Source organism: Flavihumibacter sp. UBA7668 (assembly GCF_002483205.1).
Lineage (GTDB): Bacteria > Bacteroidota > Bacteroidia > Chitinophagales > Chitinophagaceae > Flavihumibacter.
The window spans coordinates 344,881-368,941 of record NZ_DLHM01000007.1 but is presented as its reverse complement, the minus strand read 5'-3'; the positions used below and the strand labels follow the sequence as shown (position 1 = coordinate 368,941).

The following is a 24,061-nucleotide window of genomic DNA, read 5'->3' as shown; positions in this document are numbered from 1 at the left end:
AATTCAGTCATGAACAAATATATATATAGAACCAACCAGTCTTTCCGGCTCGTTCTTTATCTTTTTCTAACCCTAATGGGTCTTTCCTGCAGTAAAATTCTGGACATAGCACCACTTGATGCATTTAGTGACGAAAGTGTTTTTAAAGATGAAGCAACTTTAAATCTTTTTGTAAATGGTACTTATGTTGGAATAGGCCACTCCTTTTCGAGTGATTATACGCTTACGGAAGGAATGACAGATAATTCCTATTCCAAATACAGTGGAGAACACCAGGCCTATACTTCCTCGGAAATCAATCGCGATAATGGTGAAAATATCACCCGCGGATTATGGGCCAATTCCTATGCCCTGATCCGCCGGGTAAATCTTTTTACAGAGCAGTTGGTTAATAGTCCGATTCCACAGAATGTGTTGTTGCGACTGGAGGCTGAAATGCGTTTTATCCGCGCATTCAAATATGCAGAATTGTTGAAAACTTATGGCGGTGTTCCAATCATTACCAGCACATTTGCGTTGGATGCACCTGCTTTTGAAGTTGCCAGGAATACGATTGATGAAACAGTTTCATTTATCGTATCCGAATGTGATGCGGTAATTTCTATTTTACCGGCCTTCAATGCTACACCCAGAGGAAAAGCCAGCAAAGAAGCTGCTATGGCACTGAAAGCCCGCACGCTGTTATATGCTGCAAGTCCGCTTTTTAATCCATCTAATGATCAGGCAAAATGGATTGCTGCAAGGGATGCCAATAAAGCTGTAATAGAACTTCCCGGTTTTGATATTATCGACAGAGGAACTGCAGAAGATTATGTAAATACGTTTAATGGACGTAATCAATCTGAGATAATTTTTGCACGCTATTTTACCCCAACAAATCCGCAAAACGGGAATAACGGAAGTAATTCCATGTTTTGGCCAAATGGATTTGATTCCTATTGTCCGCATGTTCCAACCCAGGATCTGATAGATCAATATGAATTGGTGAATGGTAAATTGCCGCTTGAAGCGGGATCAGGATATAATCCCCAGCAACCATACGAAAATCGGGATCCTCGTTTTTATGCTAATTTTCTTTTCAATGGCACATTGTTTTTTGATCCCTATTCTGCTAAAGCAGTTCGGCCGCTTGAATATTATCGAGATCGAAATGATCCGAATAATCCCGACTTAAATGGTCGCGAATCGAGGGGTGCTAAATTTTACCCGGATGGCGCATCAGCTACAGGATACAATTTCAAGAAATATACAGTAGAAGGATTAGGTGCATATAATTTCGGAAACAACCGTCAAACAAATCCCTGGATCTATTTTAGAAAATCTGAATTCTACCTGAATTATGCAGAATGTGAAATCGCACTAGGTAATGAAGAGGCTGCCCGGGTTGCCATTAATCGAATCCGACAAAAAGTTGACTTACTTCCCATTACAGCATCAGGTGAGGAATTGGTACAACGGTATAGAAGGGAAAGAAGGGTTGAGTTAATTGTAGAGGATCATCGCTTAGCTGATATCCGGCGATGGAAAATTGGTCCGGAGGCGCTGAATAAACCAGCTATGGGGGTAGATGTTTACCGTAATGGATCGGTTATGGAATATGAATATGATTTTCTTGTTGATATCAACCGTCGCTGGAATGATAAAATGTATTGGTTTCCAATTCCTTTTAATGAAATACAGCGTTCCAATGGAAAGCTGGTTCAAAACCCCGGATACGAATGAGAGCTAGAAATATATCTAACAGGAGAGAGTTTGTAAAGGCGGCAGGAATAACGGCAGCGGGACTTACACTTGCTCCGGCAATGCATGCAAAGGAAATAAAAGCGAACCAATGGATTACTGCTCGAAATTCTGAACTGGAACTTTGGTTTAAACAGGCAGCTGAAGAATGGATGCAATCAGTTCCTATTGGAAATGGCCGCCTTGGAGCTATGGTATTTGGAGGTACTTCAGCTGAACGTATTGCATTGAATGAAATCACACTTTGGGCCGGACAACCTGATCCGGATCAGGAGATTGCCTGTGGAAAAGAAAAGCTGGCTGAAATACGCCAGCTTTTCTTTGAAGGCAAAATCCAGGAGGGAAATACGCTTGCTTATAAATATCTCTCCGGAAAACCGAATAGTTTCGGTACCCATATTCCATTGGGTGATCTGTTGCTCGATTTTGGTCATGATTTTTCTCTTGTTTCAGATTATCGTCGCTGCTTAAATCTGGAAAATGCAGTTGCTTTGGTAGATTATTCATTTCAGGGAGTTCATTTTAGCAGGGAATACTTCTGTTCCAATCCGGATCAGGTGTTAGTGATCCGATTGAGGGCCAGCAAAGCTAAACAGCTTTCAGTTGGAATAAAATTAGATTGCCTAAGCCCCGTTAGTTTTAGTGTATCAAAAGAGGAGCTTGCATTTAAAGGGAAAGCCAAATCAACATTGAAAGTGAAAGCATTTCCCCGATTTAGTGACGGGGGGGTGGAATTCGCCGGTGCTATCAGAGTGAAACAGCAGGGAGGACGGGTAGAAATCGTATCACAATCTTTGCAGATAAAAGGAGCCAGTGAGATTTTACTTTATATCGATATACAAACCAATTACAAGCAGGCTAATCCGGCAGCTACGGTCCAGAATAATCTGAGGATAGCAGATAAAAAAGGAGGGCGGCGTATTTTGGCAGATCATATCATCGACTATCAGCAGTTGTTTGGGCGGGTAAGATTTACCCTGGAAGGACAATCGCAGACAGGGCTGTTACCCACCAATGAACGGCTTGACTGGGTTAAAAAAGAGCAAGCCGATCCTGGTTTTTATTCCCTGTTTTTCCAGTTTAACCGGTATTTGCTGATCGCCTGCTCTAGAGAAAATTCTCCTTTGCCTGCTAATTTACAGGGGCTTTGGAACGATAATCTGGCTGCGAATATGCCCTGGACCTGTGACTATCATCTGGACATCAATACGCAGCAAAATTACTGGGCAGCCAATGTTACCAATCTGGCAGAATGCCACGAGCCACTGTTTAATTTTATCAAATACCTGCAAATCTATGGACAAAAAACTGCCAGGAAAGTTTATGGTTCCGAAGGTTGGGTAGCGCATACTGTTTGCAATGTTTGGGGTTATACGGCTCCTGGTGAGTGGCCGGGTTGGGGTCTATTTCCAACTGCCAGCACCTGGATTGTCCTTCATTTGTGGGAACAGTATCAGTTTAGCCGGGATTTGAAGTTTTTGGCCGACACCGCTTATCCATTGCTAAAAGACAATGCAATTTTCTTTCTTGATTATATGGTAATGGATGTCAGTACAGGTTATTTGATGACAGGACCAACCACTTCTCCTGAAAATGCTTTCAGGTTTGCCGGGAGCACACTTTCTCTTTCCATGATGCCGACCTGTGATCGGGTTTTAGTATTGGAATTATTTCAGGCATGCAGACAAGCTGCCCTGATTTTACAGATTGATGCTGATTTCGTCCATCAGCTTGAAAAAGCAATGGCGCAGTTACCACCATTGAAAATTGGAAAAAACGGAGGATTGCAGGAATGGTTGGAGGATTATGAAGAAGCGATTCCCAATCACAGGCACACGACGCATTTATTGGGATTGTATCCATATGCACAGATCGGGATTGATCGAACACCTGAACTGGCCAACGCCTGCAAAATAACAATGGAAAAAAGAATGGCTGCTCCAAACTGGGAAGATGTAGAATGGAGCAGGGGGAATATGATCAATTTTTATGCACGCTTACAGGAAGGTGATCTTGCTCTGAATAGTCTTTATCTGATGCTGAAACAATTTACCAGTGACGCCTTATTGACCTTTTCTGTTGCCGGTATTGCTGGTGCCAATTCCAATATTTTCATATTGGATGGCAATCAGTCGGCCTGTGCAGGAACAGCAGAAATGCTTGTGCAGAGCCAGGATGGATACATCGAATTTTTGCCAGCATTGCCGAAAACTTGGAAAACTGGCGAGTTCGATGGTTTATGTGTGCGGGGTGGCGGAATAGTGGGGGCAACCTGGAAAAATGGAAAGTTAATAAAAGCCAGCTTAAAGGCTGGGGTTGATCAGGTGTTTTATCTGAAATGGCGACGTGAAAAACCTATTCGGTTAGAAGTAATCGGCCAAAAAAAAGTACTGCCTGAACTGGTTAATAGTACAATGAAATTGGATTTGAAAGCAGGTGGGTTGATTGAATTTTTCTTTACTAATTAATGAACAGATATGCAACATAGAATAGGATTGTTGTTGAGCTTTTTATTGCTGCGTTTTATGGCGATGGCGATTCCGGTAATGGAAGGTCGATCACCGGATGGAACGGTTCAGTTTTCACTGATTACAAAGGAGGGTGGACTTTATTATTCTGTTAGTAAATCCGGCAGATTGGTGCTGGAAGAAGCAACCATCAATTTTATAATTGATGGGGAAGGATTTGGTTCTTTTATCAGCAGGGTTAAAAAAAGAAGTGATAAAACTTATAGAACTGCTTTTAAAACACGAGGCACGCATTCTGAGGGGCTCAACTGGTATCGGGAACAGACCTACAGGGTGGAAAGAAGAGGCAGAAAACCATTTGATTTAGTGGTTCGGATCTACAACGATGGTTTGGCCTATAGATATCGCTTTACTGTTGCAGATAGTGTCAGTATTGATGAGAAAACCAGGTTTCGATTTCCTTCATCTACTCGCTTATGGATGCAGGAAGACATAAAGTATTATGAAGGAATGTACCATATGCAGGTTTCAGATTCTGTGAAAGCTGGAAAGCTTATTGGACCACCCCTTGTAATTGATTATGGAAATGGATTATATGCAGCTTTGACGGAAGTGGATCTGGAGGATTATGCCGGGATGGCACTGGCAGCAAAAGGAGGACGAAGTTTTGAAACCCGGCTTAGTGGTAATACCCGCCGGGTGGGACTTGTTCAAAGTCCCTGGCGGTTACTCATGACGGGTAGTTTGAATGAATTGGTAAACAATGACCTGATGGCAAATTTGTCGTCTCGCCCTGATCCGGGGTTATTTAAAAGGGCTTCTGACTGGATCAAACCGGGACTTTCCGTTTGGAGCTGGTTAACTGATTATAATGTTGCCAGCAAATATGTAGTAGGGTATGAGGATATGAAACAATTTTCCAAATGGGCGGGTGAATTGGGGATTCCATATAATCTCGTAGATGATGGATGGAACAACTGGAAGGATGGAGAAAAGGATAGTTGGGCCATGATGAAAGATCTGGTTAGATATTCTGCTGAACAGGGAGTAAAGGTTTGGTTATGGAAAGCCTACCCTGATTTTAAAGGGATTGAGGGTATAAATACGCCTCATAAAATGCAGACTTTTTTTAGAAGATGTGCTGAGGTTGGCGTTGTGGGAGTAAAAATTGATTTCTTCAATCATGAGGGCCAGGAAATCAATCGGTTTTATCGGGATGCCTTGAAAGAAGCTGCAAGCTATAAGATCATGGTAAATTTTCACGGAGCCAATAAGCCTACCGGATTGCAGCATCAATTTCCCAATGAAATGTCGCGGGAAGGGATTCAGGGAAATGAATACGGGCCCAATTCCAGGCGGGCTGTTGTATTGCCATTTACTCGCTTACTGGTTGGTCCGGGTGATTATACTCCGTTGATTTTGAGTCGGGATAATCCTCTGGATACCAGTTGGCGGCAGAAATATCATCGGGATATGACGGCTGGTGCGAGTTGGTGTTTTCAGATTGCCACGACGCTTCTTTTTTCTTCACCTATTCTGTGTTTATCTGCAAGCCCGACGGATATTGTGGCCTCTGGTCAGCAGGAATTTATAACGGGCCTACCGGTAGAATGGGATGAAACCCGGGTGCTTGAACCGAGTGCTATTGGAGATGTCGTAGTTATGGCCAGGAGAAAAGGGAGCGATTGGTACCTGGTTGCGGTAACAGAAAAGCCGATAGCAAATCTTATTGTGCCGTTGGATTTTCTTGGGCAGGGTGAGTATTCAGGTAAATTGTTACGGGATGACCCTTCTTCAGCGACTTCTCTGATTGAAAGTGGTGGTCGTTATTCTTCAACAAATAGCATTACAATTTCTCTACGCGCCCAGGGTGGATTTGTTGCCCGCTTCCGTTATTAGGTGTCAGACAGGTGTTAGAACACTGTTCTAACACCTGTCTGACACCTATCTTTGGGTATGCCGATTTTTGATTTTCATATTCACCCCTCTCTTAAGGAACTGCTGGCGCCGGAAGAGGCAAGGCTTAGTCCCTGGAGTAAAATCGAAGCAAAACTTAAAATCGGTAAACTATTTGGACAGGAAACGCAGATCGGCATCAATAGCCTGTTCAACCATACGCTTAACTCTCAGGCAAATCTGAGTCAACTGCAGCAAGCAGGAGTAAACCTCGCTGGAATAGTATTGTATTCAATCGAAAAAAATATTGCGCGGGGAGTACTTGAAAGAAAAGTAGCCAGTAATGGAAGAATAAATCCACTTGACCCGGCTGTGCTAATTTCAATTCGAGATACCCCTTCTTATTACTCCTGGTTATGTAAAAACATAGATTCCCTTCTGAAACATTCCGATAGTGAAGGTGGAAAAGCCCGATTCAGGTTTATCAATTCTATCAATGAATACCAACCTGATGCAACTAACATCGTGCATGGAATCTGTATGATTGAAGGAATACATTGCCTTATGGATGATCCGGATGCGCCGGATGCGGAAGAAAGCCTATTCAGGAACCTGGCTGATTTTCAACAAAGGTATAAGACAAAAATTTTCGCAATCAACCTGGCTCATATGCAGGCTATGCCCTTTTTTACTCATGCCTTTGGAATCCAGTTTATTAAAGATGAACTGTTTTATCCGAAAGGGAATGGTATAACGCAGGCAGGCAAAAGAATTGTAAAAGAATTATACAAACAAAATATCCTAACTGATCTTAAACACCTAAGTTTTGTTGCCCGACAACAATTGATTGAATTGCATAAATATTCCTATCCCGGAATTCCATTAATATGTACGCATGCAGCTTTCACGGGAATCAGTAGCCGAAACAGATATGCACAATTGTATGAAAAACCAGTTGAACGGATGGGTGTCTGGGAAATCAGGCATGTAAAACGAAGAGGACATCTTTCCAATTCGGCATTCAATCACAGCAGCATTAATTTATATGATGAAGAAGTGATTGATATTCTACGATCGGGAGGATTAATTGGACTATCACTTGATCAGCGAATTCTTGGTTATCCGGCAGAAATAATCGGCTATCAATGGAATATATTTCCTACAGATCATGAATATATTTCAGCAGAAGAAGCTCTGGCATTTTTTCAACCATATACCGATCCCTCCAATGTTCCCATTATCCGTGATCCGGAATCTGCCCAGACTGGAGAAGAAATACAGGCGCAGGAACCTATTACGAGCGAAATACATTATTCCTATTTCCTTAATCAATTAATACATTTTCTGCATATTGTAAAACAGGCCGGAATCCCATTTAATAAAGCGATTGGTCAGATCTGTATTGGATCTGATTTTGATGGACTTATCAACCCGATCGATTGTTGTAACAACGCAACAGAAATGCCTGAATTTCAATACGAGATTTATCGCCGCTTAAAAAGAGGCAGGAAAATTTGGAAAGAATCCGGAATTGCAAAGAAAGAAGTCGATATTGAACAACTGGTTGATGGCCTATTTTATTCAAATGCCCTCCATTTTCTGCAGAATCATTTTAAGTAGACAGATATCTCCAAAATACCGTTAAAACACGGGTATAAATTTAGTAATCTCTTTTTTACTTTTATACAGGCAATCGACAGATATGTGTGGATTGACTATTCAGTAGCTACGAATAGACTTTGCCGGAACGCGTATAGGCTGCTGCGTTAATGTGGTCTTCATTTTAAAATTTTAAAATTATGCAGAAGTTGAATGAAAGTGAAATGGCTTCATTTCAGGGAGGATACAGTGATGTGGATTGTGGAATAACTGCTGCACTTACAGTAGTGGGAACTGCAATTGGAATTGCAGGTGTTATTGCTACAGGTGGAAGCGCGCTTGCATTTGCAGGAGTTGGCTTAGGGTATGTGAAGGGTTTGTATAGTACACTCAAATCCTGTAGAATAATTTAAAAATGAGTGAAACAGGGAAACCTGTTTCACTTTTTTAATCTCAAATTGTTCCTATATGGTTAAACTTCTAAAACTCGAATTCATTCAAAAAGTACTAAGAGAACCCCCTGGAAACAGACTACTCTCTTTAATCCTTCCAATATTTGTTCTGGCAAATCAGAGTTTTATGGTTTTTGTTTTGGTTCGTTTTTTTCAAAAGAATCACTCCGGATTAAAAAGCTGGTTGTTTGGCTCTTGTGTAATTTTTCTGGTTGATATGATTATGCGATTTGTTTTCACCAGAGTTAATTATCTCCCTATATTTCAGTTGTTACATATGGGAATAACAAAAAAACTATTGGCATGGTATATTCTTTTTAGGTCTTTGCTGGAGTGGATTAATATCATCTCGATTTTACTAATATTCATTTATTATTTTAACTGGACTATGTTCGATCCTTTTTTGGTTTGGAGTGTTGGATTTCTTCATCTGGGTGCCATACTGGTTGGTCATTATTCATTTGTCTGGTTCAAAGGAATGCATGTAAATCATCAGGTATTTAGATGGTTCTTACTTATACTTCCATCAGGTATCCTATATGCCAGTCATCTCAGTCTTAAGGAAATACAGTCTGATCATTGGGGAAGTCTGTTTTTCTGGTTTAATGTGCTTTTAATGTGGTTTTTTTTGAGTGTGATAATTTTTAAATTTTACCAATACATCCGCCAATATTTGTTATTTGAAAAAATGTCCTGGCCATGCAGTTAAAGATTTTATTAATAACAGAGATTAAATTTTTTCTGCGCAATGCGCGGACAAGAAAGCTTTTTCTGGGTTTCCTGGCCTGTTTATTTTACGGTTGCATATTTTTTTATCTGAATAATATTGATTTGGAGATAGTAAAGTACCTGATGATTATGACAATGGTTGCAGTATTGCCCCTGACTTACTCACTACTGTTCTATTCCTGGCAGCTTTATTTTCTGCCAACTTATTTTCTATCTCCTATAAATTGGCTGGCCTATTTTGGTGCAAGGGTATTGTTAATAATTTTCATGACATTGATAAGCAGCATAGTCCCATTGATCTATTTTTGGAATACCAGTTATCTTCCATTTGTTTTGGCATTCTGTTTCTATTTGTTACCAACTATTCCATTAGCCGCACTACTTAAAGGTACTGCCGGGGCTCGCAAAATTGATCCAAATAAAGCGGGTATGTTTGCCAATTTTACGGGCGTCACTATTTATAATTATCTCTCTGAATTCTTCTTGCTTGGTGTACCACTGGTGGTTTATGGTTTACAGATTTACTATTCAGGTTCTGCATGGATTAATATTTACTTTATGGTAGTGGGAATAATTGCATTGCTTTTTTTACCAATTAAACTTCTTCAGCTTTCCCGAAGTAAAAACTGGCAGTATAAACTTAATCTTATTAACTGATTCTGTATGATGGAATGCACCAATCTGAAACTCAAACTTGGACATCGTTTTATGCTGCAAATTGACTTTTTGCGGGTAAAAAATAAATCCATTACTCATCTTGCTGGGAATAATGGCTCAGGGAAATCAAGTTTATTAAAAACAATGCTTGACCTCTACCCCCGGCAAAATGGAATTATCCGAATAGAGGGGAAAGATGTAAGCAAAGATGAATCATGGAAGCACTTTACCGGTGTATACCTTGGAAGCTCCTATCTTCCAGGATTTCTCTCAGCGATCGAATATTTTGATTTAATGGCAAAAATTCGAAAGATATCGTTTGTTTCACCTGAAAATTATTTGAATCAGTATTTTTCTGACTTGTGTACACCAGAAATGCTAAATAATAAAACCTATATAAGGGATCTTTCATCAGGCAATCAGGTTCGGGTTGGGATAATTGCTGCCATGATGGGTAGTCCAACCCTACTTGTTCTGGATGAACCATTTGCGTATCTGGATCAATCCGCACAAGTTTCATTAAAACAGCATTTGAAATCCCATTTCGAAAAGGGAACAACTATTTTAATCACCTGTCATGATCCACTACTTCTTGATGGATTAATTACAGATACCATATTGCTTGAAAATGGGATCATGATCAATTAATATTTTTACCATGAAAAGGATTAGCGGCTCCCTGCAAAGGGAGAGCAGTATAAATCTATGGCTGATTTTTACTGTTGAAGTCATTATTTACCTGTCTTTATTGTTTTTTTCCAATCAGTATATCATAACTGAGGAAGTTTTATTTGCAACAAATAAATTGGCAGGAAATGAAAATGAAGGACAATTAACTGAGATATTTTCGAAGAGCAGGACTGTTTCTTATTTTTTAATACCAGTGGCTATGGCTGGGAAGCTCCTGTTTATAAGTTTGATAATTCATGCTACGCTAATATTCTCGGATCGTAAACTGGATTTTAAAGCAGTTTTCTACATTGTGCTTTCTTCCGAGCTCATATTCATACTGGCTTCATTGTTGCGGACTATCGTACTGGTATTTTTTAAAGAGGTACATACGCTTGATGATATTGCAAATTATACATCTCTGTCAATTGCTGCAATTTTTCCACTTGAAAAAAATCATCCCCTTCATTTTTCCTTTATGTCTATAAACATGTTTGAAGTGGTTTATATGTTGTTGCTTGGATTTCTTGTCTCGCAGAAATTGCAGGTAAAATTTGAACATGGCATGCGTTTTATCCTATATTCTTATGGAAGCTTTTTGATTACCTGGATCCTGTTGGTAAGTTTTATTCAACAATTATATATACCATCCATATGAAAAAAACTAAAATTATTGTGGTGTTCCTTCTTGTTGTATTTGGAATAACCCTTCTTGTATATAATCTATATGCAAGACAGCTATTGATTCGGGATCTTCCTATTTTATTAGGTGCGGGCTGGTCAAAGCCGGAACCGGATAAAAACAGATATGCAAATAGTTTAGTAATAGTGGTGGATCCTGGTTGCGAACATTGCAGGAAAGCAGTCGGCGATCTTGCACAGATAAGTTTTAACCTACAAAGAACCAATCTCATTCTTATTTCAATTAATGATAAAAGTACCGGATACGGATTTAGCGAATTAATTAAAGCTGGGAAATTGGATAGGTTTACATTTTTGAATGATCGGCATAAAATCTGGTTTGCCCAATTAGGATATCCCTCTACACCGTCTTATTTTTTTTATCGGAATGGGAAATTAGAAACCCGGATTACCGGATATAGAGGCAAAGAAGCCATTCTGCAAATGATCCAGCATGAAAAAAAATAGAAGATATCCGATTGTCAGGCAGGAAAGCACAAATGATTGCGGTGCAGCATGTTTGACCAGCATTGTTGCTTTCTATGGTGGATTAATACCTGTTGAACTTGCCCGGGAGCTATGTGGCACTCAGCTGACCGGCACTACATTAAGAGGCTTAAAAGAAGGCGCTGGTAAACTAGGATTCCAATCAGAAGGGTACAGGGTAAATCAGCTGCAGGAATTGGACCTTTCCAAAATCCCGCTTGTCCTATTGGTAAAAAATGAAACTGGCTTGCCCCACTATGTGGTGCTTTCGGAAGTCATAAGAAATAAAACCCGAAGGAACTATAAAATCATGGATCCCGCTAACGGCGAGTCAATTATTACGGAAAATCAGCTCAAAAAATTTTGGGACTCAGGAGTTTGTATCCATATTTATCCAAGGAAACATAGTATACCATTTCGACTTACCAATAAACATAAACTACGCTGGATCTATGAAATGGTAGATGATCTGCTCTTTCCCTTTATCGTAATTCTGGTATTTGGGGCTTTGATTGCTGCAACGAATGGCCTGCTAACGCTGTTGGTTCAGCGGATTGTAGATTCTTATATTCCGGATAAGGCCATTCAGCAAATGAGAACTGCATTTATTCTACTTCTTTCTATTTTATTGGGAAAGGAAATGCTAACAAGAATTCGAATGGAATTTATTTTGCGGCAAACTGCATTATTTAATAGACGACTGTTTGCCTGGTTTTGCTCCCGGCTTTTGCTGTTACCGACAACTTACTTTGATAAACATCAGATAGGTGATTTTACCGTTCGATTTCGGGATGCTCAAAAAATTCAACAGGTTGTCTTTGCCGTTTTTAGCAATGTCATAATAGATGTATTTTTTTTGGGCGTAGTTTTCGTTCTATTGTTTTTGTATGAATGGAAGATTGGATTGATTATGATACTGGTATGTCCTTTTTATATCATTTGGATGGCTCAGCGTGCGAATAAATTAAGCAGTTTACAATTAAACCTTATAAGAAGAAATACCTGGTTCGAACAACAATTTATATCCATAATCTCCTCCATTCGAGTATATAAATTATTTAAAAAGGAGGAATTGGCAAATAGCCTGATGATTTCTAATCAGGCACAGTTTCAGGACGCACAAAAGAAGTATGGCTCGGCTATTTCCAGTTTGGGATTATATTCGGGAATTGTTATTGTGCCGGTTATGCTGCTTGTTATTTATATGGCAGCTCTTTCAGCTATTTCAGGAAATTTATCAACCGGTGAATTTGTATCAGTTATTGGATTTGTTTCTTTATTATTTCCTATTTTGACAAATCTGGCGGCATTTTCCGTACCATTAAAAGAAGCTTCCATAGCATTCAATCGGTTGATTGAATTTCAGTTGGCTCATGCGAATGCCAGAACTCAGGAAATTGAAATTAATTCTTATTCCTCGATTTGTTTTGAGCATGTTCGTCCTGCTATACATCAGACAAAATTAAAAGAAGCCGAGATGAATTTTGTTTTTCCGGCAACCGGACTAATATCCATTATTGGTGAAAATGGCAGTGGAAAAACAACTCTTTTGAATATTATCTGCAAACTGAACGAGGAATATGATGGAGTAATCCGAATAAATAATGAATTTAATTTGCGTAATCTATCCTTCTCTTCCTGGATGAATCTGGTAGCCATGGTGCCTCAGGAAATAACATTGCTTGCTGGTACAATTATAGAAAATATTGCATTCGAGGAAGCATATAGTTGTCCCGAAAAAATTCTGACAATTTTAAATAAGTATGGCCTGGAAGGTTTTTTCAAAACATTTCCGCAGGGGTTAAATACCAATCTTGGTGAAGGCGGTTTGATTGTTTCAGGGGGGCAGAAGCAGTTGATAGGATTAGCCCGCGCTTTATACAGACAGCCTTCGATTCTTTTATTGGATGAAGCAACAGCGGCATTGGATGCAGATACCGAAAAATGGGTTCATAATTTATTGCTAAGAATAAAAGATAAAATGCTGATCGTATGTGTATCGCATAAAAATCCGGAATTTCTAAATTGTTCAGATCTTATCATTCGATTATAAATATGATTTTGTACCCCATCACCCATAAGGTTCCGGATTAAATTGTGCTTTATTGATCAGTATGCGCTATTTATTTTTCATTTTACTGCTATATGTCGGCCTTATAGGATGCAGTCATAAAACAGTCCCCAGTGCTGCTTTAAAAATCATTCAGGTGGATTCGGGCTGGGCTAATAATTCTGTTAATGCTGCTGTATTTCGGAAAAACTCGCTGGTTACTTACAGAGATACTCAATTCATTGCATATTATAGTCCCGATGCAGATTTGATACTTGGTAAACGTGCCCTTAATACCAGCAGCTGGCAGGTAAAGAAAACCGGATTTAAAGGGAATGCCAGGGATGCCCATAATAGCATCAGTATCATGGTTGATGGCGATGGCTACCTACATGTGGCTTGGGATCACCATAATAATCCACTTAGATACACAAGATCAGTTGCTCCGGGTTCTCTGGAACTTGGGGTAAAACAAGCCATGACCGGACTGGAGGAAGCTGCAGTTTCCTATCCGGAATTTTACCGACTGCCGGATGGTGACCTGCTGTTTTTTTACAGAAATGGTGGTTCAGGCAAGGGGAATCTTGTGATCAATCGGTACAATAGCGCAATCAAAAGCTGGCAGCAACTGCATTCCAATCTGATTGACGGTGAAATGCAACGAAATGCCTATTGGCAGGCATGCCTGGATTCCAAAGGGACCATTCACCTTTCCTGGGTTTGGCGGGAGAGTCCGGATGTAGCATCCAATCACGATCTCTGTTATGCACAATCCAAAGACGGTGGTAAAACCTGGGAAAAATCAACCGGTGAAAAATATAGACTGCCAATAACTGCAGGAACTGCTGAAATTGCTGCCTACGTTCCTCAAAACAGTGAGCTTATCAATCAAACTTCCATGGTTGCCGATGACGATGGGCACCCTTTTATCGCAACCTACTGGCGAGCTCCATCAGATTCAATACCTCAGTATCAGCTGGTATATAATTCAGGCACCCAATGGCAGATTCAAAATCTCGGTTTCAGAAAAACGCCCTTCAGTCTGAGTGGCATGGGCAGTAAACGTATTCCAATATCCCGACCACAACTAATCGCCGGTCAAATTGGTAAAAAAACGGCCGTGGTACTTCTGTTCCGGGATGAAGAGAGAGGCAACCGGGTGTCTGCCGCAATCTGTACTAATCTTAAAAAGCAAAAATGGCATTTAAGAGACTTAACCAGGTTTTCGGCGGGATCCTGGGAGCCTTCCTATGACACAGAATTGTGGAAAAACCAACAGGTTTTACATCTCTTTGTTCAGGAAGTTACCCAGGTGGATGGAGAAGGCGTCGCCAGTGTCAAACCAACCCTGGTTAATGTGTTGGAATGGAAAAGGGTATTTAAATAATTAAATCAACTAGTTCAATGAATAGAAATCACATACTCGTCTTCCTGATTTTTTCAATACTGCTAAATGCATGCAGTTCTTCGAAAAAAATCGGAAGCTCCGTAGTGGAAAAGCAAGTTTTGGAGATCATTCATAAAGTGAACAGTTATTGGCAATCTAACCATCCTCCCCAGCAATGGGCATTCTGGGATATTGCGGCTTATCATACGGGTAATATGGAAGCTTATTTTCTGACAAAAAACGAAAACTATCGCAATTATTCGACTGCATGGGCTGAACACAATGAATGGAAGGGTGCCAGGTCAGCCAATAAAGCAGAATGGAGGTATAGTTATGGTGAAAAAGATGAGTATGTGCTCTTCGGCGATTGGCAGATCTGCTTTCAAACCTATATTGACCTCTATAAACTGGAAAAAGATGAAAAGAAAATAGCCCGTACAAAAGAAGTAATGGAATACCAGATGAGCACCGCCCAAAATGATTATTGGTGGTGGGCAGACGGTCTATATATGGTGATGCCGGTTATGACAAAACTATATTCAATAACGGGAAACCGGCAATACCTGGATAAACTCCACGAATATTTGAGTTACGCGAATAGTATTATGTATGATTCAACATCCGGATTATATTTCCGCGATGCCAAATATGTATTCCCCAAACATAAAACTTCAAGTGGAAAAAAAGATTTCTGGGCGAGAGGTGATGGGTGGGTTTTTGCCGGATTCGCAAAAGTGCTGAAAGATTTACCGTCCAACGACCCCCATCGGGAAGCGTATATCCGAATCTACAAAAAAATGGCGCTTGCTATTAAAGATTGCCAGCAGCCGGAAGGTTACTGGACCCGGAGTTTATTGGACCCGGAACATGCACCCGGACCAGAAACCAGTGGAACAGCCTTTTTTACTTATGGATTTTTATGGGGGATCAATAATGGCTATCTCGATGCAACAACGTATGCACCCGTTGTAACCAAATCCTGGAACTACCTTACCCAAACAGCCCTGCAGTCTGATGGCCGTGTGGGTTATGTACAACCGATTGGAGAGCGGGCCATACCCGGACAAATAGTCGATAAAAACTCAACCGCTGGTTTTGGTGTAGGAGCATTTCTACTTGCAGCGTGTGAGCAATACCGATACCTAAACCGTTGATAAGATGCGTACCTATTTATTCCTATTGTTTTCCTTTATAGTGCAACATCTCAGCGCTCAAACTGTTTTTAACCTCCAAAATCCGGATTATAACCGGAGTCCGCATACTGGTATGACACGGCAGCATTGGAAAGACGCTGCTCTTTATTTACTGGATGGTGCTTTTCACCATATCAGTAAACTGGAAGATCCAATGGTTTTTCCGAAACAGGCCGGCAAATCTTACCCAAGAGAAGCTGCACAACATGTTACAGAGAAACTCGAAGGTTTATCCCGAACACTTTTTTTTGCAGCCTCCCTCTTGAAAGAAGAACCTGAGCTTAGAATCCGGAATATCAATATTGCTGAATATTACCGCTACCATCTGCTGGGATTACTCAATCCGTCCAGTGAGGCTTACATAAAACCAAGAACAAAGGAAATAAACTGGCCAACTCAAACGCTGGTGGAATTGGGTGCTATTTCCGTTTCCTTGTTCGCTGCCCCTGAACAGCTTTGGGATCCTCTTACGAAGCCGCAACAGGATGCACTGGCTAACCTGATGCTGAGTTATGCCGACGGCCCAACTGTTGCGTCCAACTGGAAATTCTTCAACATTTTTATATTTAGCTTTTTCAAATCAAGAGGGTATTCGATTAACGAAAACCTGATGGAAGAGTACCTGCAAAAATCGCTGGATCATTATCGGGGATATGGCTGGTATAACGATGCTCCTGCCTATGATTATTACAGTATGTGGGCGTTTCAGATGTACGGCCCGCTTTGGGCTCATCTATTTGGCAACCAATATTACCCTGTCTACGCACAGCAGTTCATCAACAATTTTAAAGATGTTCAGGATAATTATCCTTACCTGTTTAGCCGGGATGGTAAAATGATCCTTTGGGGCCGAAGTATGTCATATCGGCTGGGCTCGGTTATTCCCTTTCCCCTGATGGGATTAGTTCAGGAGCCGGGTACAAATTATGGCTGGATGCGCCGGATTGCATCCGGCGTATTGTTGCAGTTTTTGCAACATCCTGATTTTTTGGAAGATCATGTACCAACATTGGGATTTTATGGAGCATTTGAACCTGCAGTTCAACCCTATAGTTGCCGGGGGAGTGCTTATTGGATGGGCAAGGCATTTCTGGGACTACTCGTGCCAGCTGACAATCCATTCTGGACATCCATTGAAAATGAAGGGCCCTGGGAAAAGGAACTTAAATCCCAACAGGTGGTTAATAAATTTCAGCCCGGCTCCAATATCCTGATTACTGATTACACAGGTATTGGTGCATCAGAGATCAGATCCTGGTGCCATGTGAAGGCGATTAATGCCCGGGAGCCTTTTCGCGCCAGTGAAAACTACAATCGATTATCCTATAACAGTGCTTTCCCCTGGCAGGCAGATAGCGTGAGTGGTGTTGTTGCCATGAATTATATAGTTAAAAATGCCCGGCAGCAGTGGGAGCCATTCCGGCTATTCAGATTTAAAAAATTTGAGGAGGAAGTATATTATCGCGATGTGGTTCTGGAAACCGATTCCTCCATTCGAATGCAACTGGCAGATATGCCATTACCCAATGGGATTCTGAGGGTTGACCGGAATCTGAGTACAACTGCTGCTGAAATCCGGCTGGGACATTATGCATTACCAGCCATAAATGGAAAAATTAAAAATTCCACCCGTCGAATCCATGGGTTTGAGGTGAAAATTATTGATAATGGGAACTATCAGCTGGCAATGATCCCATTGAGCGGCTGGGATTCAATTACAGCAGTAGATACCCGAAACGTTCATCCGGAAGCAAAAGAAAGCACGGTACTAAATGCCAGAAACTATTTCCGCCTCAAACAAAGTCCGGTCATTTACGCAACACTACTGTTGTGGAAAAAATCCGGGGAAGATTGGACGCCGGATGAATTGATTCCTGTTGAATCAATTAAGGCAGAAGAAAAGGGCTCCAATATTCGGATTCGTTTCCGGAACGGGTTGGAAAAAATAATCCGTTTTGAGCCTGCACCACCACCTGTTTATAAAAAGTACGAGCTTGTTTGGTCGGATGAATTCAATACGACAGGTTTTCCTGATAGCACAAAATGGGGCTATGAATATGGCTTCGTACGTAATAATGAATTACAATGGTACCAACCGGAGAATGCACGTTGCGAAAACGGGTTGCTGGTAATAGAAGCCAATCGGGAAACAAAACCGAATCCCAATTATGAAGAAGGTAGTAATGACTGGCGGAAAAATCGGAAAGAGATAAATTATACTTCAAGCTGTCTGATTACAAAAGCTAAAGCAGATTGGTTATATGGTCGATTTGAAATGCGTGCCCGGATCGATATTAGTGCCGGCTTATGGCCTGCCTGGTGGACGCTGGGTATCAGCAAACCCTGGCCCGCGAATGGGGAAATTGATATCATGGAATACTATAAAGGCAAGCTATTGGCCAACATTGCCTGTTTGGGTGCTGACAAAAAACCGGAATGGTTTTCTTCCATCCGCCTTACTGATAGTTTGGGAGGAAAAAAATGGGCCGCTCAATTCCATACCTGGCGAATGGATTGGGATGAAAAAAACATAACACTCTATGTAGATAATCAGCAGCTGATTAAGGCCCCTTTGTTATTATTAAAAAATAAGGACGGATTTGAATTTCATCCCTTTAAACAACCCCATTACATGTTGCTGAACCTTGCTCTTGGAGGAATGAATGGGGGAGATCCATCTGGCACAAGTTTTCCGAGACGAATGGAAGTGGATTATGTGCGTGTGTGGAAATTAAAATAAATGTCATAAATACACATATTTTGGTTTATTCAACCCGATTGACTATTTTAGTTCCTGCGTCACGACTGCTTGCTTATGCCAACACCTGTTGCAGATATTCAACAATTAATCTATCGCGTTGCTGTACAGCAAGACGAAGCTGCCTATCGTAGTTTATTTCTTCATTTTTATCCGGATATTCGGAAATTTTCACAGTCTATTGTAAGAAATCCTCAATGGGCGGAGGAAATTGCCAATGATGTGCTTATTACACTATGGCGATCACGTGCCGGAATTCTTGAAATACAGAACCTGAAGGCATGGCTCTTTACGATTACAAGGAACTTCTCTATCAATTTCTTAAAAAAAGAACGTCGTCTCCAATCATTGAGTCTGGATCAAATTGATGTTGACGTTTCATTACCTGCAATTAATCCGGATGAGGTTTTTGTAACCAGAGAAATGAAACGAAAGCTGGAAGCTGCGATACTGGAACTGCCTCCTAAGTGCAGGCTGGTATTCCGGCTGGTAAAAGAAGATGGCTTCAGTTACAGTGAAGTGGCCCGCATTCTGGATATTTCCGTGAAAACAGTGGATGCCCAATTGGTAACAGCCATACGGAAAATTACCTCCGCCGTACAACTAAAATATGGCCTTAGCACCCGCTAAAAAAAAGTATTCAAGCCTATAGGGAGTTTGGTTTTTCTTGTTGTCATTTCAATAGGATCAGCAAGGACTTCTTCATGAGTGAACAAAGAATAATACAATTATTGACCCGTAAGATGGCGGGAGAAGCCAGTGAGGAAGAACTGGAAGAACTTGAAATTCTTCAGGCAATGTTTCCGGATATTTCCTATCAGGAGGAATTGTTACAGTATGTATGGCAAAACTCTACTGAATCAGAGGATGATCAGGCAGCTGAGTTGGCATTTGAAGCGCATAGAATCCGCTTTCTGGATGATTTTACAAAGGCGGAGCTTGCGGAAACAGCGGATGCAGTTGAAATGGAATATGTTATCGCTCCGGCAGATCGCAACAGGAAGCTGTATTACTGGGCTGCCGCAGCAATTCTGACTGGATTCACTGTTTTTCTGTTTTGGCAGGATTCCCCATCCAATGGCACTGATCAACAGATTATTGCAAGTACTACAAGAATTGAAACAGCGAAAGGGGCAAGAAAAAAAATCACATTACCAGACAGTACCCTGGTTTGGCTCAACAGTGATACGCATCTCAGTTATGATGAAAACATGAACGAAGGGAAGCAAAGAATGGTTAAACTTTCCGGAGAGGCATATTTTGATGTGGCACACAATAAAGATCGCCCTTTTATTATAACTACCGATAAAGTAAGTATCAGGGTACTTGGTACCGCATTCAACGTGAAGGCATACCCGAAAGACAGTATAACCGAAACTGCGCTTATACGCGGACTGGTGGAACTAACGGTTAGGGATAGGCCAGCTCAGAAAATTGTATTACGTCCATCTGAAAAAGTATCAATTGTTGAAAATAAGCAAACCAAGGAACCGGGACGAACCCTTCAATCTAAAGCATTTGACAGAAAGCTTATATTGGAGGATATAAAAGAAGTAGCTATTGGAGAAGTTGCAGTTGTTCAGGAAACATCATGGACAAACGATATGCTTGTTTTTAAAAATGAATTGTTTGAAGAAATGGTTCCCAGGCTGGAAAGATGGTACAATATAACAATAGAGATTCGAACGGATAAGCTCAGAAAAAGAAGATTTACCGGCATATTTAAAGAGGAGCCATTGGAAGCAGCCTTGGAAGCCTTGCAATTGATTGAGCCTTTTCGCTACCGGATAAATGAAGAACGATTGGTATTAATTGAATAACCCTTAAAAAGTATCAGCACACTACACCGCTACTTAATCCCTTAAGTATACCATCGGTTGAAAAAAGAACGGGAAAAGCTGGAACCTTTCCCCGTTTGAAGTTCAATCGATTAACGCAGGCATGCCTGCACTAACCAGATTGTTTAACCTAATGATGTGAATTTATGAAAAAACCGTTAACCGGTTACCCGCCTTACCCGGGTTTTACCAAAACACTATTGCTTATGTGCAAATGGACATTCATTTTTATGTTCCTTGCCTGCCTGAAAGTCTCTGCTAACGTGTTCTCGCAAAACACCAAAGTAAGTATTGAAGTACGAAATGCTTCCTTTAAACAGACTTTGAACATCCTGGAACGAAAAGGAAATTTGCGATTTCTGTACAGCGAAGGAATGCTGCCGGAAGGCAAAACACTTTCATTGGCAGAAAAAGACACTCCGGTTAAAGATATACTGGAGAAAATTTTACTCAATACCGGCTTGAAATTCAAGCTGGTAGGAGAGTCATTGGTGGTTATTTCGCCCGTTGACCTGGTCCAGCAGGATATCCGGCTTCGGGGTAAAGTAACCGACGAAAAGGGAATTCCGCTTGCGGGGGTTAGTATAACGGTATCCGGAAAAGCCACCGGAACCTCCACTAATGCAGCCGGTGAATATGAAATTACGGTACCTGAAAATGCAAAAATCACATTTTCTTCTATTGGATTTGCCAGCCAGACCATTGATGTCGGAACCCAGGAGCAACTCAATATCACCCTGCAAACGGATGAAACATCTGCGAGGATGAATGAGGTGATTGTAGTTGGATACGGTACCCAAAAACGCTCCGATATCACCGGTGCAGTAGCTTCTGTTCCTAAAAGCCGTTTTTCCCAACTACCTGTTACCAATGTGATGCAGGCTATTCAGGGTGCTGTTGCTGGTGTAAATGTGAGTACTCCATCACAAGTTCCAGGGCGTGCAGCCAATGTACAGGTGAGGGGGATCAATTCAATAACCGCCAATAATTCACCGTTGATTGTTCTGGATGGAATTCCGCTGGCACCGGATGCAAGCACCAATGATATTAATGCGAATGATATCGCATCGATGGAAATTCTGAAAGACGCATCGGCTGTTGCTATTTATGGGGTAAGAGGATCGAATGGTGTAATCCTGATCACAACCAAACGTGGGGCAACAGGAAAGCCAATGATCAATTACAATGTGTACACCGGTGTTGAAAATATTATCAAGACCTTGAATCCCAGCAGTCCCGAGCGCTATGTTCAAAAATGGGCCGATTACAAAGCACAGAATGGATTGAGCGATACCAGTATTTTACCAAACCTTTTCGAACGGAATAATTACTATGCTGGTAAAACCACTGATTGGGTGGATGCCGTATCTCAAACCGGAAGGCTAACTGATCATAATCTTAGTATTTCCGGTGGAACCAAAGATGCCAAATATTATATCTCCGGGGAATACCTGAAACAAAAAGGTGCAGTGGTTGGTTACCAGTACCAGCGGATCAACCTCCGTTCCAATCTGGATGTGCGGATTACCGACTGGTTAACAGCAGGTACCTCTTTCTTTTTCAATAATAACAATACGGATGGTGGAAGAGCAAATTTTTACCTGGCAACGAATATGAGTCCGTATGGTCAACTATTTGACGCCAATGGCCAGTATACGCTTTTCCCCATGAGTCCGGAATTGCTTTATCTGAATCCCTTATTGGGCACTACCACTGATCGCATTGAACGAAATAATAACCTTACCGGTAATGCGTATGCGGAAGTTAGTCCGGGTTTTGTAAAAGGATTAAAATATCGGATCAATGCATCCTATACGTACAATACATCCAGAACAGGTGGTTATGAAGGTAGAAGTATCAATAATCAGTTGGGTACAGCAAATGCGTTCAATTCAGAATCCAAATACTGGATTATTGAAAATATACTCTCCTATTCCCGTGATTGGGAACAGCATCATCTGGATCTGACCGCCTTGTACAGTGCACAGGAAAAATTGTATTACTCGAACAGTGCTTCTGCTACCGGATTTATAAACGATCAGTTGTCTTTTTACAATCTGGGTGCCGGAGCTACACAAACAGCCGGCTCTTTTCAGGATGGAAAATCCAACCTTTCCCAGATGGGCCGGATCAATTATTCCTATGACAGCCGCTATTTACTAACACTAACAGCCAGACGTGACGGGTCTTCTGTATTTGGTGCGAATACTTCCAAATACGGACTCTTCCCTTCCATGGCAGTGGGTTGGAATATTCACAATGAGAAATTCATGACAGGTGTAAACCTGATTAATAGTTTGAAATTACGGGCATCCTATGGTAAAACAGGAAATGAAGCCATCAATATCAATGGTACAGTTACAACTGCAGGAACCAATCGCTTTCCTTTCAATGGAGTTAGTACAATTGGCGTATTGGCAAATAATCTGGGAAATGCGAACCTGCACTGGGAGGAAACTCAGGGACTGAACTTTGGTGTGGATTTCTCCATACTGAAGAGCCGGATCAATGGTAGCATTGATGTATTCAACACGAATACCACTGATATTCTGTTAAGAAGAAATATTCCGATTGTAACAGGCTACGGAAACATTCTCGATAATCTTGGTAAAACAAAAAATACCGGTATCGAACTCATGTTGAATACTGTGAATATTCAGTCCACCGATTTCAGGTGGGAGTCTTCCATCAATTTTGCTTCTTATCGTAATGAAATCGTAAGTCTCTATGGTAATCTGGATGAGAATGGGAAAGAAATCAGTGATATTGGAAATGGCTGGTTCATTGGAGAACCGCTTCGGGTGATTTTTGATTATACATTGGATGGTGTTTGGCAGGAAGGAGAAGATCCCTCCAGCGTGGATCCATCTGCCAAGCCAGGATACCTCAAATTCCGCGATATCAACGGCGATAAAAAAATTGATGCAAATGACCGTAGTGTACTGGGGTCTCGCCTGCCAAAATGGACCGGTGGTTTAACGAATACCTTTCATTATAAAAATTTTCACCTTAATATTTTTATTCAGACATCACAGGGAGGATTACGTAATAATGTTAACCTGACTTTTGCGGATGAAGCACACCGGATCAATATTCCACGGGAAGTTGATTACTGGACACCGGCCAATCCGATCAATGACCGGCCATCCTTAAATGCCGGTGCAATTGCAGCGAATCGCGGTTATGGATACCCGAAAGATGCAAGTTATACCCGCATTAAGGATATCACGTTCAGTTATACCGTGCCGGAGAAAGTGTTGAGTAAAATCCGTTTGGCAGGATTGACACTTTATGCAAGCGGAAGAAACCTGCACACATTTACTTCCTGGCAGGGCTGGGATCCGGAACAGGATTTCACTTTCCGTGGTTCAGGAGATTGGGTAAACAACTATCCGCCAGTTCGATCCTTTGTATTCGGAGCTAATATCTCCCTTCGTTAATGTTCAAAAATCAGTGTC

The 24,061-nt window shown here is 41.1% G+C and carries 16 protein-coding genes; all 16 read left to right on the top strand.

Features of this window, described 5'->3' with window-relative positions:
* The first annotated feature begins 9 nt into the window (after window positions 1-9).
* Entirely contained in the window at window positions 10-1,722 is a 1,713-nt protein-coding gene (locus B2746_RS19125) for a RagB/SusD family nutrient uptake outer membrane protein (protein WP_290797607.1), read from the top strand.
* Window positions 1,719-4,208 (top strand): glycoside hydrolase family 95 protein, encoded by a 2,490-nt coding sequence (locus B2746_RS19120; RefSeq protein ID WP_290797604.1) that lies wholly within the window; start codon window positions 1,719-1,721, stop codon window positions 4,206-4,208. Before B2746_RS19125 ends, B2746_RS19120 begins: the two co-directional genes overlap by 4 nt.
* 9 nt (window positions 4,209-4,217) lie before the next feature.
* Window positions 4,218-6,107 carry a glycoside hydrolase family 97 protein gene (locus tag B2746_RS19115; RefSeq protein ID WP_290797601.1) on the top strand — a complete coding sequence of 630 codons (1,890 nt, stop codon included), beginning with the start codon at window positions 4,218-4,220 and terminating at the stop codon, window positions 6,105-6,107.
* A 57-nt stretch (window positions 6,108-6,164) separates the two neighbouring features.
* Window positions 6,165-7,724, top strand: coding sequence for a membrane dipeptidase (locus B2746_RS19110; RefSeq protein WP_290797598.1), 1,560 nt, complete (start codon window positions 6,165-6,167; stop codon window positions 7,722-7,724).
* 179 nt (window positions 7,725-7,903) lie between these two features.
* Entirely contained in the window at window positions 7,904-8,116 is a 213-nt protein-coding gene (locus B2746_RS19105) for a hypothetical protein (protein WP_290797595.1), read from the top strand.
* Window positions 8,117-8,854: 738 nt separating this feature from the next.
* Window positions 8,855-9,541: a DUF5687 family protein gene (locus B2746_RS19100; protein ID WP_290797592.1), complete on the top strand. Its 687-nt coding sequence runs from the start codon at window positions 8,855-8,857 to the stop codon at window positions 9,539-9,541.
* A gap of 6 nt (window positions 9,542-9,547) precedes the next feature.
* Entirely contained in the window at window positions 9,548-10,189 is a 642-nt protein-coding gene (locus B2746_RS19095) for an ATP-binding cassette domain-containing protein (protein ID WP_290797589.1), read from the top strand.
* Window positions 10,190-10,199: 10 nt separating this feature from the next.
* Entirely contained in the window at window positions 10,200-10,868 is a 669-nt protein-coding gene (locus tag B2746_RS19090; protein ID WP_290797587.1) for a hypothetical protein, read from the top strand.
* Window positions 10,865-11,359, top strand: coding sequence for a thioredoxin family protein (locus tag B2746_RS19085; protein ID WP_290797583.1), 495 nt, complete (start codon window positions 10,865-10,867; stop codon window positions 11,357-11,359). Before B2746_RS19090 ends, B2746_RS19085 begins: the two co-directional genes overlap by 4 nt.
* Window positions 11,346-13,430 carry a peptidase domain-containing ABC transporter gene (locus tag B2746_RS19080; RefSeq protein WP_290797571.1) on the top strand — a complete coding sequence of 695 codons (2,085 nt, stop codon included), beginning with the start codon at window positions 11,346-11,348 and terminating at the stop codon, window positions 13,428-13,430. Before B2746_RS19085 ends, B2746_RS19080 begins: the two co-directional genes overlap by 14 nt.
* A gap of 61 nt (window positions 13,431-13,491) precedes the next feature.
* On the top strand, window positions 13,492-14,814 hold the full coding sequence (locus B2746_RS19075) for a BNR repeat-containing protein (protein WP_290797568.1): 1,323 nt from the start codon (window positions 13,492-13,494) through the stop codon (window positions 14,812-14,814).
* 17 nt (window positions 14,815-14,831) lie between these two features.
* Window positions 14,832-15,968 (top strand): glycoside hydrolase family 88 protein, encoded by a 1,137-nt coding sequence (locus B2746_RS19070; RefSeq protein WP_290797565.1) that lies wholly within the window; start codon window positions 14,832-14,834, stop codon window positions 15,966-15,968.
* Window positions 15,969-15,972: 4 nt separating this feature from the next.
* Window positions 15,973-18,747 (top strand): DUF2264 domain-containing protein, encoded by a 2,775-nt coding sequence (locus B2746_RS19065; protein ID WP_290797562.1) that lies wholly within the window; start codon window positions 15,973-15,975, stop codon window positions 18,745-18,747.
* Between the two features lie 75 nt (window positions 18,748-18,822).
* Window positions 18,823-19,395, top strand: coding sequence for an RNA polymerase sigma factor (locus B2746_RS19060; RefSeq protein WP_290797559.1), 573 nt, complete (start codon window positions 18,823-18,825; stop codon window positions 19,393-19,395).
* Between the two features lie 74 nt (window positions 19,396-19,469).
* The gene (locus B2746_RS19055) at window positions 19,470-20,585 is read left to right on the top strand and encodes a FecR family protein (protein WP_290797557.1); all 1,116 of its coding nucleotides are present in this window, start codon (window positions 19,470-19,472) and stop codon (window positions 20,583-20,585) included.
* 164 nt (window positions 20,586-20,749) lie between these two features.
* On the top strand, window positions 20,750-24,043 hold the full coding sequence (locus B2746_RS19050) for a SusC/RagA family TonB-linked outer membrane protein (protein ID WP_290797555.1): 3,294 nt from the start codon (window positions 20,750-20,752) through the stop codon (window positions 24,041-24,043).
* The last annotated feature ends 18 nt before the right edge of the window (window positions 24,044-24,061 follow it).

Bases quoted from the DNA above. Each gene is read 5' to 3' on its own strand.
- B2746_RS19105 (WP_290797595.1), top strand. From the start codon at position 7,904: ATGCAGAAGTTGAATGAAAGTGAAATGGCTTCATTTCAGGGAGGATAC.
- B2746_RS19075 (WP_290797568.1), top strand. From the start codon at position 13,492: ATGCGCTATTTATTTTTCATTTTACTGCTATATGTCGGCCTTATAGGA.
- B2746_RS19085 (WP_290797583.1), top strand. From the start codon at position 10,865: ATGAAAAAAACTAAAATTATTGTGGTGTTCCTTCTTGTTGTATTTGGA.
- B2746_RS19120 (WP_290797604.1), top strand. From the start codon at position 1,719: ATGAGAGCTAGAAATATATCTAACAGGAGAGAGTTTGTAAAGGCGGCA.
- B2746_RS19115 (WP_290797601.1), top strand. From the start codon at position 4,218: ATGCAACATAGAATAGGATTGTTGTTGAGCTTTTTATTGCTGCGTTTT.
- B2746_RS19100 (WP_290797592.1), top strand. From the start codon at position 8,855: ATGCAGTTAAAGATTTTATTAATAACAGAGATTAAATTTTTTCTGCGC.
- B2746_RS19125 (WP_290797607.1), top strand. From the start codon at position 10: ATGAACAAATATATATATAGAACCAACCAGTCTTTCCGGCTCGTTCTT.
- B2746_RS19090 (WP_290797587.1), top strand. From the start codon at position 10,200: ATGAAAAGGATTAGCGGCTCCCTGCAAAGGGAGAGCAGTATAAATCTA.
- B2746_RS19050 (WP_290797555.1), top strand. From the start codon at position 20,750: ATGAAAAAACCGTTAACCGGTTACCCGCCTTACCCGGGTTTTACCAAA.
- B2746_RS19055 (WP_290797557.1), top strand. From the start codon at position 19,470: ATGAGTGAACAAAGAATAATACAATTATTGACCCGTAAGATGGCGGGA.
- B2746_RS19110 (WP_290797598.1), top strand. From the start codon at position 6,165: ATGCCGATTTTTGATTTTCATATTCACCCCTCTCTTAAGGAACTGCTG.
- B2746_RS19060 (WP_290797559.1), top strand. From the start codon at position 18,823: ATGCCAACACCTGTTGCAGATATTCAACAATTAATCTATCGCGTTGCT.
- B2746_RS19070 (WP_290797565.1), top strand. From the start codon at position 14,832: ATGAATAGAAATCACATACTCGTCTTCCTGATTTTTTCAATACTGCTA.
- B2746_RS19080 (WP_290797571.1), top strand. From the start codon at position 11,346: ATGAAAAAAAATAGAAGATATCCGATTGTCAGGCAGGAAAGCACAAAT.
- B2746_RS19095 (WP_290797589.1), top strand. From the start codon at position 9,548: ATGATGGAATGCACCAATCTGAAACTCAAACTTGGACATCGTTTTATG.
- B2746_RS19065 (WP_290797562.1), top strand. From the start codon at position 15,973: ATGCGTACCTATTTATTCCTATTGTTTTCCTTTATAGTGCAACATCTC.